This is a genomic window from Paracoccus onubensis (assembly GCF_003591515.1).
In the GTDB taxonomy this organism is placed as follows: Bacteria; Pseudomonadota; Alphaproteobacteria; order Rhodobacterales; family Rhodobacteraceae; genus Paracoccus; species Paracoccus onubensis.
Map to the genome: position 1 here is coordinate 40839 of NZ_QZCG01000017.1, position 12250 is coordinate 53088.

Genomic DNA, 12250 nt, shown 5'->3' on the forward strand with positions numbered 1-12250 from the left:
CCGGGGTGGTGGGGTGCTGCATAAGGCAGCCGCGCACGCATTTCAACGAGTGGCGGAGGCGATATTGACGCATCTATCACCTGAAGGAGACGATAATGGCGAAACTGGCATTTCTGGGATTGGGCGTGATGGGCTATCCGATGGCGGGGCATCTGCAATCGGCCGGGCACGACGTCACCGTCTATAACCGGACTGCCGAGAAGGCGCGGAAATGGGCCGGGCAGCATGGCGGCGGATCCGCCCCTACCCCGCGCGAGGCGGCGGCAGGCGCTGCCTTCGTCATGTCCTGTGTCGGCAATGACGACGATCTGCGCTCGGTCTGCCTGGGTGAGGATGGCGCATTTGCTGGCATGGAAAAGGGCGCGATCTTCGTCGATCACACCACGGTTTCCGCCGCCGTCACCCGGGAACTGGCTGGGGCGGCGCGCGCGGCCGGGCTGGGCTATGTCGATGCGCCGATCTCGGGAGGGCAGGCGGGGGCCGAGAATGGACAGCTTTCCGTGATGTGTGGCGGCGATCAGGACGATTTCGACCGTGCCGCGCCGGTGATCGGTGCCTATGCCAAGATTTGCCGCCGGCTGGGCGATGTCGGCGCAGGCCAGATCACCAAGATGTGCAATCAGATCGCAATCGCGGGGCTGGTACAGGGCCTGTCGGAATCGCTGGCATTCGCGCAAAAGGCGGGGCTGGATATCGGTGAGGTGGTCGAGGTCATCAGTCAGGGCGCTGCCGGAAGCTGGCAGATGGCGAACCGCCACGAAACGATGGCGGCGGGCGAGTTCGATCACGGTTTCGCGGTGGACTGGATGCGCAAGGATCTGGCCATCTGTCTGGCCGCAGGGGATGAAATCGGCGCCTTGCTGCCGGTGACCGCTTTGGTCGACCAGTTCTACAAAGAGGTTCAGTCCATGGGCGGCGGCCGTTGGGATACCTCGTCCTTGATTGCGCGGCTGGTGAAGTAGCGATGGGCGAGAGGCGATGTTTGCCAGTCGCCCGGCGATAGCGCCGCGCTAGAGCGGTCCCCGGAGGGAGATTGCGCAGGATGTTTCGGAGCCGGGCAGTGCCTGACGGCGGTCGGGCATTCCGGCATCTGTGGTCAGGTAGTTTATGGTGCAACCCCGCACGAAGCCCGACTCGCAGGATAACGTCACCAAAGCGCCCGCCCATCCGGGCGGTCGGGCGCTGCCCGGCGGGCCTGACGGCCCTTGATTCCGGGCGGGGAGATAGCGGCGCGCGGGCGTTTGGGTCCCGATTTCATGTAACGTGAAACGGTCCTAACGCGACAGCCCGCCGCTGAGGCTGGGCACGTTCCCGGCGGCAAAACCATAATGCCGCAACCAGCGCAGATCCGATTCGAAGAAGGCGCGCAGATCGGGGATGCCGTATTTCAGCATCGCCAGCCGGTCGATTCCCATGCCGAAGGCAAAGCCCTGCCACTGATCCGGATCCACCCCGGCAGAGCGCAGCACATGCGGATGCACCATGCCCGAACCGGTGACCTCCAGCCAGCCGTCGCCTTCGCCGACGCGAAGCTGGCCGCCTTCCCACGAGCATTGGATATCGACCTCGGCCGAGGGTTCGGTGAAGGGGAAATGCGAGGCGCGGAAGCGGGTTTTGACGCGGGTGCCGAAAAAGGCCGAGTAGAATTCCTCCAGCACCCATTTCAGGTTTGCCATGGAAATGTCCCGGTCGATGGCCAGCCCTTCGAGCTGATGGAACATCGGCGTATGGGTCTGATCCATATCCATGCGATAGGTGCGGCCCGGCGCGATCACCCGGATGGGCGTGCCATGTTCCTCCATCGCGCGGATCTGCACCGGCGAGGTATGGGTGCGCAGCACATGTGGCGGGCGGTCGTCGCCCTCGGCGCGATGCATGAAGAATGTGTCATGCTCCTGCCGGGCGGGATGTTCGGGCGCGATGTTCAGGGCGTCGAAATTATACCAGTCGGATTCCACCTGCGGCCCCTCGGCCACGGCAAAGCCCATATCGGCGAAAATCGCCGCGATCTCGTCCATGACCTGCGAAATCGGATGGATCGTGCCCTGCGGACGCGGGCGGCCCGGCAATGTCACATCCAGCCATTCCTCTGCCAGTCGGGTTTCCAGCGCGGCATCTTCCAGCGCGGCCTTGCGGGCGCGCAGAGCGGTGTCGATCTCGTCGCGCAATTCGTTCAGGGCGCGGCCCTTGGTCTGACGCTCTTCGGGGGTCATCTTGCCCAATTCGCGCATCTTCAGGCTGATCTCGCCCTTTTTGCCAAGCGCGGCCAGCCTGACCTCTTCGATAGAGGCGGGGTCGGCGGCGGATTTGATGCGGTCCAGCCATTGCTGGCGCAGCGGGGTCAGATCATCCATTTGATTAGCCTCGGCGTCATGTCGGGGCATGAACTAGCACCAGATGCGGCGGGGGGAAAGCCTTCTGCGCGGTTTTGCCCCTGTGCCCGGAGAATGGCAGGCATGCCAGGATGTGCCTGTGGCAACTGTCGCAGGTATTTGAGCAAAGAAGAAGGGGCGCGGTGTTCCGGCTCAGGGCGATTGCCCTCAGCTCCTTGGCGATACGTTCAGCCAGACGCCGCCATGCGGGCGCAGGGTCAGGATCATGCGGGGTTCCGGATCGCGGCCCGGCACCGGCGAGAAGCGGAAACGGTTCAGCAGCGTGGCAAGGATGATGACGGCTTCCTGAATGGCGAAACTTGCGCCGATGCAGATGCGGGGGCCGGCGCCGAATGGCAGAAAGGCGAAGCGGTCCGGCGGGGTTTCGAAACGATCGGGATCAAAAGCATCGGGATCGCGCCACAGCAGATGGTGGCGATGCAGCGCATAGATCGGCAGCACGATGGTATCGCCGGGGCGGACTTCCCGCCCGCAAAGCCGGTCGGGCGCGCGTGCCGTCCGGGCTAGGAAGGCGGCGGGGGGATAAAGGCGCAGCGCCTCGTTCACCACCTGCCCGATATAGGGGAGCGCGGGAATATCCCCGGCCTCGGCGGCGCGGCCATTCAGCACCGCGCGGGCCTCGGTCGCGGCGCGGTCCTGCACCGATGCATCGAAGGCGCAGAGATACAGCGCCCATGCCAGAGTCAGCGCCGTGGTTTCATGCCCGGCGACGATGAAGGTCAGCAGGTTGTCGCGCAATTCCCCGCGGCTCATGCTGCGCCCGGTTTCCGGGTCGGATGCGTCCAGCAGCAGATCCAGCAGATCGGGCGTGCCATCGGTTCCTGCGGCTTCCGCGCGGCGGGCGATGGCCTGATCCGCGACCTGTTTCATCCGCTGCAGCCCCGCGCCCGACATCAGTCGCCCCGGGCGTGGCAGCCATGCGGGCAGGCCCAGCACGTCCAGAAGCGAGACTTTTGCCGTTTGGGCGATATAGCCGTCGATTGCCTGATGCACGGCGTCGCGGTCGAAACCCTCGCCGCCCGAGAAGGTCAGATCCGAGATCACCTCGAATGTCGCGGCGACGGTTTCGGCGAACAGATCGACCGGTTGCGACGCATTCTCAAGCCGTCTGCATGACGCCTCGGCCGCCGCCGTCATGACCGGACCCAGCGCCGAGACATGGCGATGCGCAAAGGCGGGGGCGGCTGCGCGGCGCTGCCAGCGCCATTCCGCGCCCTCGGCGATGAACAGGCTGTTGCCGATGGCGGGTTCGAGGATCAGTTTGGTGGTGGTGGATTTCGGATAATCCTCGACCCGGTCCTTGAGGATATGGCGCAGGCTGTCCGGGTCCATGACCATATGCCAGCGCAGACCCGTGCGGCCCGAGACGATGGGTTGGCGCAGCGCGATGCCGGGGATCAGTTCCAGCACATTGCGCCGCGCGATCGCAACGGTGCCAAGGATTCCTGTCGGGCGCATGGAAAGGGGGACTTTGACGGGTTCACACGGGGCCATGCGTGCAAGATTAGAGCATTCTCGGGAAAAGTGGAGTGCGGTTTTCCGTCCGGGCTACCCCGGGCTCAGCCAAGTCCCAGCACATCCGCCATATCATATTCGCCCGGCCCCTTGTCCTGCCCCCAAAGCGCGGCGCGGATCGCGCCCCGGGCGAAGATGGCCCGGTCGGTCGCCAGATGGCGCAGGACGATGCGTTCGCCATCGGCGGCGAAGATCACGTCATGCTCGCCAACGACATTGCCGCCGCGAATGGCGGAGAAGCCGATGCTGCCCGTTTCGCGGGGGCCGGTGATTCCCTCGCGGGCAGGGGTGCGAAGGTCGGCCAGCGAAGCGCCGCGACCCTCGGCGGCGGCTTCACCCAGCATCAGGGCGGTGCCGGACGGGGCGTCGACCTTATGGCGGTGATGGGCCTCGACCACCTCGATATCCCAGTCCTCGCCCAGTGCGGCGGCGACCTTGCGGGTCAGCCCCATCAGCAGATTGACCCCAAGGCTCATATTTCCGGCCCGGATGATCGGCGCGTGGCGGGCGGCGGCCTTCAGGGGCACCAGATCGGCGTCCTCGAAGCCGGTCGTGCCGATCACATGCACGGCGCGGGCCTGCGCGGTCAGTTCCGCGAAGGCGACCGAAGCGGCCGGTGACGTGAAGTCGATGACCGCCTGCGCCTGCGCGATCGTGGCCACGGCGTCACCGCTGACCGTCACGCCGACCGCCGTACCGCCCATGGCCTCGCCGATATCCTTCCCGATCCAGTCATGGCCGGGGCGTTCCAAGACGCCGACCAGCCGGGCGGTTTCGCTTTCCAGCAGCAGCCGGGCCAGCATCTGCCCCATCCGGCCCGATGCGCCCGTCACCACGATTCCCGGCAATTCCCGATCACTCATCTGTCACCCCCATGGTTTCGGGTCTTTTATCCCGTTGCGATGCGCGCCGCGACCCCCTATGTCGGAACGCATGGCACAGAACCGCTTTTCTCATGGCAACGGCCCGTCGCAGCGGCAGCTGCGCGTGGGCGAGTTGATCCGCCGCACACTTTCCGACGTGCTTTTGCGCGGGGATGTGCATGACCCGGCCCTGAACCGGCATTCGATCACGGTCGGCGAGGTAAGCTGCTCGCCCGATCTCAAGGTGGCGACGGCCTATGTGCTGCCCCTTGGCGGACGGGAGGCGGAAGAGGCGCTTGCCGCCCTGCGCCAGAACGCGTCGGAGCTGCGGCATCTGGTGGCCCGGGGGATGTCGCTGAAATACGCCCCGGAACTGCGTTTTCGGCTGGACGAGACTTTCGACAGGATGGACGATACCCGGCGGATGTTTCTGGATGAGCAGGTGCGCCGGGATGTCGAGGCTCCGGATGAAGACGAGGCTTGATCTGCGCCGCCGGCTTGGCGTTGCGGCGGGGATGCTTCTGGCGATGACGGTGCCCGCTGTTGCGGGCTCGGGTGGTTGCGGCAAGCTGAGCCATGACGGGCAGGGCTATGTCATCTGTCAGGTCGATGCCGCGCAAGAACCTGCGCTGCGGCTGTGGCAGGATGGCGCGGATGGTAAGCCGCTGCGGAATTTCGCGAATGTCCGCAAATTGCTGGATCAGGGCCAAAGCCTGAATTTCGCCATGAATGCCGGGATGTTCCATTCCGATTACCGGCCCGTCGGGTTGCTGATCGTCGATGGCGAGGAATTGTCGCCGCTGACCACGGCTGCGAGCGGCGGGAATTTCGGGATGTTGCCAAACGGGGTGTTCTGCACCGGCGGCCAGCGGCCCTTTCAGGTGATCGAAAGCCGCGCCTTTGCCGATGCCTGGCCCGAATGCCGGCTGGCCACCCAATCGGGGCCGATGCTGGTGATCGATGGCAATCTGCATCCGCGCTTTCTGGTCGATTCGGACAGCCGATATATCCGCAATGGCGTGGGCGTTTCGCCCGATGGGCAAACAGCATGGTTCGCCATTTCCGACCGTCCCGTGACGTTCCACGAATTCGGGCGGCTGTTCCGCGACGGGCTTGGCGTCCGCGATGCGCTGTATTTCGACGGCTCGATCTCGCGGCTCTATGCGCCCGGCGTGAACCGCGCCGATTTCGGGCGAAGCCTTGGGCCGATGATCGGGCTGGTGGATCAGACCGGCTGAAGGGCGATGTCCGGATCGATCCGGGGACTCGGCCACGCCCTCCTCTTCTTCTTTGTCCAAATACCTCGGGGGGCGCCGGCAGGCACACCACTGGTTCGACAACCAGCCGGCGACGGCAAAACCCTGTTGTCGCAGCTTGACGCCCCGTGCCCCTGCCGCTATTCCGCCGATCTTCCGGAAACTCAGGGGTAACGGATGGCGCGCAAGAAGGGCCGGGATATCAATGGCTGGCTGATCGTGGACAAGCCTGCGGGCATGACCTCGACCTCGGTGGTGAACAAGGTTCGCTGGGCGCTTGACGCCAAGAAGGCCGGCCACGCGGGGACTCTGGATCCGGACGCGACCGGGGTTCTGGCCGTGGCGCTGGGCGAGGCGACCAAGACCGTCAGCTATATCACCGACGCGTTGAAATGCTATGATTTCACCGTGAACTGGGGCGCGGAAACCAGCACCGACGACGCTTCGGGCGAGGTGCTGCGACGTTCCGATATCCGCCCGGATGCCGATGCCATCGAAAGGGTTATACCCGGATATCTGGGCGAGATCATGCAGGTTCCGCCGGCCTATTCGGCGGTCAAGGTACAGGGCGAACGCGCCTATGATCTGGCCCGCGAAGGGGAAGAGGTCGAACTCGCCGCCCGTCCGCTTTGGGTCGAAAGCCTGACGCTGATCGAATCGGGGCCGGATTCGGCGCGGTTCGAGATGGTTTGCGGCAAGGGCGGCTATGTCCGCTCGATCGCGCGGGATCTGGGGCGGGATCTGGGATGCCTTGGCCATGTGGCCGGGCTGCGCCGGATCTGGTCGGGGCCGTTTGACGTGCAAGATGGTGTGGGGTTCGACAAGATCGACCGCGAGACGCAGGGCTGGCTGGAAGAACAGCTTCTGCCGCTTGAGGCCGCGCTGGAGGATATGCCGGTGCTGCGGGCCACGCCGCAGGGCGCACAGCGGATCCGCAACGGAAATCCGGGCGAAGTGACCGGCACGGCGGAATGGGGCGAGGCCGTCTGGGTCAGTGATGGCGAAGGCCCGGTCTGCATCGGCCGCTATCAGGGCGGCACCGTTCAGCCCGAGCGGGTGTTCAACCTGTAAGACATTTCAGGATGCCGGGCTTGCGTCGGCAGATTCGGTGGAAACAACATCAGCATGATGGTTTCATTCGATTATGGGTGACGAGCCTTTTGCGTCCCGCGATGGCCGGGGGATTTTGCATCCCCCGGACCCCCGGCAAGGTATTTGAGCAAAGAAGAAGAGACAGAGGCCGGACAGGCACGATCGGAAGCGGCTCGTCGGATCGTGAAACGCCTTGATGTAATGCCGGAACGCTGTAGCGGTGGGTTTGCCGATATTTTATGGCCTGCCACAGGCGCGATCCTCCGGAGGGGAGGTTCATGCCTCCTGCTGCATCACTTCAAGAGCGCGCCGCAAAACCGCCGCAACCTGATCGCTGAGCGGCAAATTTCCGGCAAGGACATGTTCAACCGGGTACCAGCCAGCCTCAAACGCGTCATCGGCGGCCGTGGGTTGGCCGTCAAGATAGTCGCACAGAACCGCGGCCAGCAGGAAATGATGTTGCAACGCGCCGTCGGAACCGTGCCGGATCATATCGACATTCTCGATATAACGGCGCGGCGCGGCGATCACGCCGGTTTCCTCGGCCAGTTCGCGGGCGGCGGCCTGCAACGCCGTTTCCCCCAGTTCCACATGACCGCCGGGAAATCCCCAAAGACCGGCATCAGGCGGGTTGCGGCGGCGCACAAGAAGAACCTCATCGTCCCGAATCGTGACGGCAAGGGCAGCCAACCGGGGACAGACAGGCATTACCGGCGGCGGTCGCGGCGAGAGCTCATCGGCTGGAAGGCCACTCCGACATGGGCTTCGCAGTAAGGTTTGCCGGGCTGGCTGGGCAGGCCGCAGAACCAGAACTTGTCGGTCGCCGGATCGCCGATCGGCCATTTGCAGGTCCGTTCGGTCAATTCCATCAGCGACAGCTTGCGCGCCTTTTTCTCGATCTCGCGGACGGTTGCCAGCGCCTCGGGGCTGATTTCATTGGCCGAAGGCTGCGGCGGCAAGGGCTGGCCGGCGGGAACGATGGGGCGGCGCGGCACGGGAACGAAAGACGGTTGCGCTGCGGTTTCCTGGGCCGGAGCGGGTGCCGGCTTGGCTGCTGCGGGTTCCGGCGCAGGAGAGGCTGCGGGTTTGGGCGGCTTCTTCCCGGCTTTCTTTTCGGCTGCCGGGGCGGGGGCAGGCGCGGCTTCGGCTTCGTCATTGCGGTTGGACAAGCCAAGCCGATGCACCTTGCCGATCACGGCATTGCGCGTCACCCCGCCCAATTCCTTGGCGATGGCGCTGGCCGACTGACCCTCGGCCCACATACGTTTCAGCGTCTCGACTCGTTCGTCCGTCCAGGACATGACTGCCTTTCCGGGCGGGATTTGTCCGCCGCCCCATCTTGAAACCCGCGATTGACCCCGTCACAAACGGGATGCCGAGATTTAGCCCTCGTGCGAGGAAAATTCAAGGACAGCGAGATGACTCCGGAGAATCAGACGGCAATGGGCGTGCGCCGCTTCGGTCGGGTCAATTGGCTGGGGCTGCAGACCCTGGCCCGGCGCGAGGTGATGCGCTTCCTTGCGGTCTGGCAGCAGACGGTCTTTGCGCCGCTGATGACGGCGGGGCTGTTCGTTCTGGTCTTCGCGCTTGCATTGGGACGGAATCGGGGGGAAGTGATGGGCCTGCCCTATCTGGAATTCCTTGGCCCCGGCATCCTGATGATGACGGTGATCCAGAACGCCTTCGCCAATACCTCGTCCTCGATCACTTCGGCCAAGGTGCAGGGAAATATCGTCGATACGCTGATGCCGCCGCTTTCCGCAGGCGAGCTGCTAAGCGGTTATCTTGCCGGATCGGTCGCCCGCGCCGCTCTGGTTGCGGTGGTGATCGGCACGGGCATGGTCATCGTCACGGGCACCGGCGTCGCGCATCCTTTCTGGGCGGCGGTCTTCATCCTGCTGGCCGCGCTGCTTCTTGGCGGGCTGGGGATCCTTGCCGGGATTCTGGCGCAGAAATTCGACCAGATGGCGGCGATCACCAATTTCGTGATCACGCCGCTGTCCTTTCTGTCCGGCACCTTCTATTCGGTCGAGGCATTGCCCGAGCCGTTCCGCAGCCTGTCGCACTGGAACCCGATCTTCTACCTGATTGACGGTGCGCGATTCGGGATTACCGGGGTCAGCGACGCTCCGGTCTGGCGCGGGCTGCTGATCTGCCTCGCCGTAGTGGTGGCGGTGTTGTATCTGTGCCGTCACTGGCTGAAAACGGGCTATCGGATGAAACCGTGATTGCGCGTCCTGCAAAACCGCGCTATGGGCGATGTCATGATCGCCTGGACCGCCATAATCGCCCGCTCCCGACGTTGACGCTTCGTCACCGTCCGATCGTACCTGCCTTCACAATTTATCATTCCATTTGGGGAATCCGCCATGATTTCGCATGTTCTGCCGACTTATAATCGTGCTCCCGTCGCGTTCGAACGGGGCGAGGGCGTCTGGGCCACCGCCACGGACGGCACCCGATATCTGGATTTGGGCGCGGGGATCGCAGTGAATGTGCTGGGTCATGCCAATCCCGATCTGGTGGCGGCATTGACCGGGCAGGCCGGGAAAATCTGGCATGTGTCCAACCTGTACCAGATCCCGGAACAGGAGAAACTGGCTGGGATGCTGGTCGAAAAAACCTTCGCCGATACGGTTTTCTTTACCAATTCCGGCACCGAGGCGGCCGAGCTTGCCATCAAGATGGCCCGGAAATACTGGAGCGATGCGGGCGACGCCGAGCGCATCGAAATCCTGACCTTCGAGGGTGCTTTTCATGGCCGCTCGACCGGAGCGATCGCCGCCGCCGGTTCGGAAAAGATGGTCAAGGGGTTCGGCCCGCTTCTGCCCGGTTTCCGGCAATTGCCCTGGGGCGATATCGAGGCGTTGAAGGCCGCGATTACCGACCGCACTGCCGCCGTCATGCTGGAACCGATTCAGGGCGAGGGCGGAATCCGCCCGCTGGAGGATGCCGATCTGCGCGAGATCCGGGCGCTGTGCGACAAGACCGGCGCATTGCTGATCCTGGATGAGGTGCAATGCGGCATGGGCCGGACCGGTCGGCTGTTCGCGCATGAATATGCCGGGGTCGCGCCCGATATCATGATGGTCGCCAAGGGTATTGGCGGCGGTTTCCCACTGGGCGCGGTGCTGGCCACGGAAAAGGCGGCGGCGGGCATGGTCGCGGGCACCCATGGCTCGACCTATGGCGGCAATCCATTGGCCTGCGCGGTGGGGGCAAAGGTGATGGAGATCGTCGCCGATGATGCCTTCCTTGCCGAGGTGAACCGCAAATCCTCGCTGTTCCGGCAAAAGCTGGAAGGTCTGGTCGCCGCGCATCCGTCGGTATTCGAGGGCGTGCGCGGGCAGGGGCTGATGCTGGGGCTGAAATGCAAATTGCCGCCCGCCGATCTGGTCAAGGCCGGTTACGAGCAGCAAATCCTGACGGTTCCTGCCGCCGACAACACCCTGCGCCTGCTGCCGCCCCTGAATATCACCGAGGAAGAGATCGCCGAGGCGGTGGCAAGGCTGGACCGCGCCGCCGAAAGCCTCGATGCCTGACTACAGCTTCAGACCGGTCGCCCGGGACGACCTGCCGATGCTGGCCGAATGGCTGAAGGAACCGGCGGTCGCGGAATGGTGGCCGGATCCGAAGCATCAACTGGCACTGATCACCGAGGACCTCGACCAGCCCGCCATGCGTCAGCTGATCGCCCTGCAGGGCGAAACCCCTGTCGGATATGCGCAGCACTTCCCGGCGCATGAATGGGAAGCCCCGCATCTTTACGACCTTCCGCAAGACGCCATTGCGATCGATGTCTTCAACGCGCCAGAAGGCTGGGGCTATGGCGGCGCCTGGTTGCGCAGGCTTGGCGATCTGCTCCTGCGCGAAATATCGACCCTGGTCATCGACCCGAGCCCCGATAACCATCGTGCCATCCGCGCTTATGAAAAGGCCGGATTCCATGGCGAAACGATCCGCAAGGACGGCGAGGGGCAACTCGCCCGGATCATGACCCGCCTCCGATGACTTCTTCTTTGCCGAAATACCTCGGGGGTGCTCAGCCTCAATTTTGAGGCTGAGCGGGGGCAGCGCCCCCTTGACCCCGTCGCAGCAAGCGGGCTTGCTGGCCCAAATACGTGAAAGACATCCAGATGAATCATTTTCTAGACATCCACACGACCCCCAAGAACCACCTGCGCTCGATCATCGATCAGGCTCTGGCGATGAAACTGGCCCGCAATGGCCGCCCCAAGGGCATGTCCGATGACGAACAGCCGCTTGCCGGCCATATGGTCGCATTGATCTTCGAAAAGCCCTCGACCCGCACCCGCGTCAGCTTCGATGTCGGCGTGCGGCAGATGGGTGGGCAGACCATGGTCCTGTCGGGCAGTGAAATGCAGCTTGGCCATGGCGAGACGATTGCCGATACCGCGCGGGTGCTGTCGCGCTATGTCGATCTGATCATGATCCGCACATTTGAAGAGGCCACGCTTCAGGAGATGGCCGAATATGCGACGGTGCCGGTCATCAACGGGCTGACCAATCGCACCCATCCTTGCCAGATCATGGCCGATGTGATGACCTTCGAGGAACATCGCGGCCCGATCCGGGGCAAGAAGGCGGTTTGGGTCGGCGACGGCAACAATGTCTGCGCCAGCGTGATCCATGCCGCCGGGCAGTTAGGCTTCGATTTCACCTTTACCGGGCCTCCGCCGCTCGATCCCGAGCATGAGGCGCTTGATTTCGCCCGTTCGCAGGGCGTCGGAGTCACCATCGAACGCGATCCCCATAAGGCGGTCGAGGGCGCCGATCTGGTCTTTGCCGATACCTGGGTCAGCATGCATGACCCGCAATCCGCCAAGGAGCGGCGGCATAACCAGCTGCGCGGCTATCAGGTGAACGAAGAACTGATGGCAAAAGCCAAGCCCGATTCGTTGTTCATGCATTGCCTGCCTGCGCATCGCGAGGACGAGGTGACCAGCGCCGTCATGGACGGCCCGCATTCCGTTATCTGGGACGAGGCAGAGAACCGGCTGCATGCCCAGAAGGCGGTTCTGCGTTATTGTCTGGGTGTTTAACCCGCTGTCATAAATCCTTCGCATAATCGTTGTGGTCGCGTTACACGGCGCTCCTAACTCTTCGGCGA

13 protein-coding genes are annotated in these 12250 nt (G+C 64.0%); 8 read left to right on the forward strand and 5 right to left on the reverse strand.

The window, feature by feature from the left end:
• The first annotated feature begins 95 nt into the window (after positions 1 to 95).
• Positions 96 to 962, forward strand: a complete 867-nt coding sequence (locus D3P04_RS20465; RefSeq protein WP_119751728.1) for an NAD(P)-dependent oxidoreductase — start codon at positions 96 to 98, stop codon at positions 960 to 962.
• Between the two features lie 312 nt (positions 963 to 1274).
• On the opposite strand, the gene pheS is transcribed toward D3P04_RS20465, so the two are convergent.
• The 3 genes from pheS to dapB form a co-directional block, all read right to left on the reverse strand.
• Positions 1275 to 2354 (reverse strand): phenylalanine--tRNA ligase subunit alpha, encoded by a 1080-nt coding sequence (gene pheS, locus D3P04_RS20470; protein WP_119751729.1) that lies wholly within the window; start codon positions 2352 to 2354, stop codon positions 1275 to 1277.
• Positions 2355 to 2540: 186 nt separating this feature from the next.
• Positions 2541 to 3851, reverse strand: coding sequence for a cytochrome P450 (locus D3P04_RS20475; RefSeq protein WP_333473110.1), 1311 nt, complete (start codon positions 3849 to 3851; stop codon positions 2541 to 2543).
• Between the two features lie 101 nt (positions 3852 to 3952).
• Positions 3953 to 4771: a 4-hydroxy-tetrahydrodipicolinate reductase gene (gene dapB, locus D3P04_RS20480; RefSeq protein WP_119751731.1), complete on the reverse strand. Its 819-nt coding sequence runs from the start codon at positions 4769 to 4771 to the stop codon at positions 3953 to 3955.
• Between the two features lie 70 nt (positions 4772 to 4841).
• On the opposite strand from dapB, the gene rbfA reads away from it, so the two are divergent.
• From rbfA to truB, 3 genes are all read left to right on the forward strand, one after another.
• Positions 4842 to 5255, forward strand: a complete 414-nt coding sequence (gene rbfA, locus D3P04_RS20485) for a 30S ribosome-binding factor RbfA (protein ID WP_119751791.1) — start codon at positions 4842 to 4844, stop codon at positions 5253 to 5255.
• Positions 5239 to 6009, forward strand: coding sequence for a phosphodiester glycosidase family protein (locus D3P04_RS20490; protein WP_119751732.1), 771 nt, complete (start codon positions 5239 to 5241; stop codon positions 6007 to 6009). The genes rbfA and D3P04_RS20490 overlap by 17 nt, the downstream gene beginning before the upstream one ends.
• Positions 6010 to 6204: 195 nt before the next feature.
• Positions 6205 to 7098, forward strand: a complete 894-nt coding sequence (gene truB / locus D3P04_RS20495) for a tRNA pseudouridine(55) synthase TruB (protein ID WP_119751733.1) — start codon at positions 6205 to 6207, stop codon at positions 7096 to 7098.
• Positions 7099 to 7395: 297 nt separating this feature from the next.
• Here truB and D3P04_RS20500 read toward each other — a convergent pair whose 3' ends face one another.
• On the reverse strand, positions 7396 to 7827 hold the full coding sequence (locus tag D3P04_RS20500) for an NUDIX hydrolase (protein WP_119751734.1): 432 nt from the start codon (positions 7825 to 7827) through the stop codon (positions 7396 to 7398).
• The gene (locus D3P04_RS20505; RefSeq protein ID WP_119751735.1) at positions 7827 to 8420 is read right to left on the reverse strand and encodes a GcrA family cell cycle regulator; all 594 of its coding nucleotides are present in this window, start codon (positions 8418 to 8420) and stop codon (positions 7827 to 7829) included. Before D3P04_RS20505 ends, D3P04_RS20500 begins: the two co-directional genes overlap by 1 nt.
• A gap of 117 nt (positions 8421 to 8537) precedes the next feature.
• Between D3P04_RS20505 and D3P04_RS20510 the strand changes: the two genes are divergently transcribed.
• From D3P04_RS20510 to argF, 4 genes are all read left to right on the forward strand, one after another.
• On the forward strand, positions 8538 to 9347 hold the full coding sequence (locus tag D3P04_RS20510) for an ABC transporter permease (protein ID WP_232845106.1): 810 nt from the start codon (positions 8538 to 8540) through the stop codon (positions 9345 to 9347).
• 141 nt (positions 9348 to 9488) lie between these two features.
• A complete protein-coding gene (locus D3P04_RS20515) occupies positions 9489 to 10661 on the forward strand; it encodes an aspartate aminotransferase family protein (RefSeq protein WP_119751736.1) in 1173 nt (390 codons plus the stop codon).
• Positions 10654 to 11130 (forward strand): GNAT family N-acetyltransferase, encoded by a 477-nt coding sequence (locus tag D3P04_RS20520; protein WP_119751737.1) that lies wholly within the window; start codon positions 10654 to 10656, stop codon positions 11128 to 11130. Before D3P04_RS20515 ends, D3P04_RS20520 begins: the two co-directional genes overlap by 8 nt.
• Positions 11131 to 11255: 125 nt before the next feature.
• Complete coding sequence (argF, locus tag D3P04_RS20525; RefSeq protein ID WP_119751738.1) at positions 11256 to 12182, forward strand: ornithine carbamoyltransferase; 927 nt, start codon at positions 11256 to 11258, stop codon at positions 12180 to 12182.
• The last annotated feature ends 68 nt before the right edge of the window (positions 12183 to 12250 follow it).

What these genes read in the sequence shown, in the direction of transcription:
- D3P04_RS20520 (WP_119751737.1), top strand. Translation starts at nt 10,654, where the DNA reads ATGCCTGACTACAGCTTCAGACCGGTCGCCCGGGACGACCTGCCGATG.
- D3P04_RS20475 (WP_333473110.1), bottom strand. Translation starts at nt 3,851, where the DNA reads ATGCGCCCGACAGGAATCCTTGGCACCGTTGCGATCGCGCGGCGCAAT.
- rbfA (WP_119751791.1), top strand. Translation starts at nt 4,842, where the DNA reads ATGGCACAGAACCGCTTTTCTCATGGCAACGGCCCGTCGCAGCGGCAG.
- pheS (WP_119751729.1), bottom strand. Translation starts at nt 2,354, where the DNA reads ATGGATGATCTGACCCCGCTGCGCCAGCAATGGCTGGACCGCATCAAA.
- dapB (WP_119751731.1), bottom strand. Translation starts at nt 4,771, where the DNA reads ATGAGTGATCGGGAATTGCCGGGAATCGTGGTGACGGGCGCATCGGGC.
- D3P04_RS20465 (WP_119751728.1), top strand. Translation starts at nt 96, where the DNA reads ATGGCGAAACTGGCATTTCTGGGATTGGGCGTGATGGGCTATCCGATG.
- truB (WP_119751733.1), top strand. Translation starts at nt 6,205, where the DNA reads ATGGCGCGCAAGAAGGGCCGGGATATCAATGGCTGGCTGATCGTGGAC.
- D3P04_RS20505 (WP_119751735.1), bottom strand. Translation starts at nt 8,420, where the DNA reads ATGTCCTGGACGGACGAACGAGTCGAGACGCTGAAACGTATGTGGGCC.
- D3P04_RS20515 (WP_119751736.1), top strand. Translation starts at nt 9,489, where the DNA reads ATGATTTCGCATGTTCTGCCGACTTATAATCGTGCTCCCGTCGCGTTC.
- D3P04_RS20490 (WP_119751732.1), top strand. Translation starts at nt 5,239, where the DNA reads ATGAAGACGAGGCTTGATCTGCGCCGCCGGCTTGGCGTTGCGGCGGGG.
- D3P04_RS20510 (WP_232845106.1), top strand. Translation starts at nt 8,538, where the DNA reads ATGACTCCGGAGAATCAGACGGCAATGGGCGTGCGCCGCTTCGGTCGG.
- D3P04_RS20500 (WP_119751734.1), bottom strand. Translation starts at nt 7,827, where the DNA reads ATGCCTGTCTGTCCCCGGTTGGCTGCCCTTGCCGTCACGATTCGGGAC.
- argF (WP_119751738.1), top strand. Translation starts at nt 11,256, where the DNA reads ATGAATCATTTTCTAGACATCCACACGACCCCCAAGAACCACCTGCGC.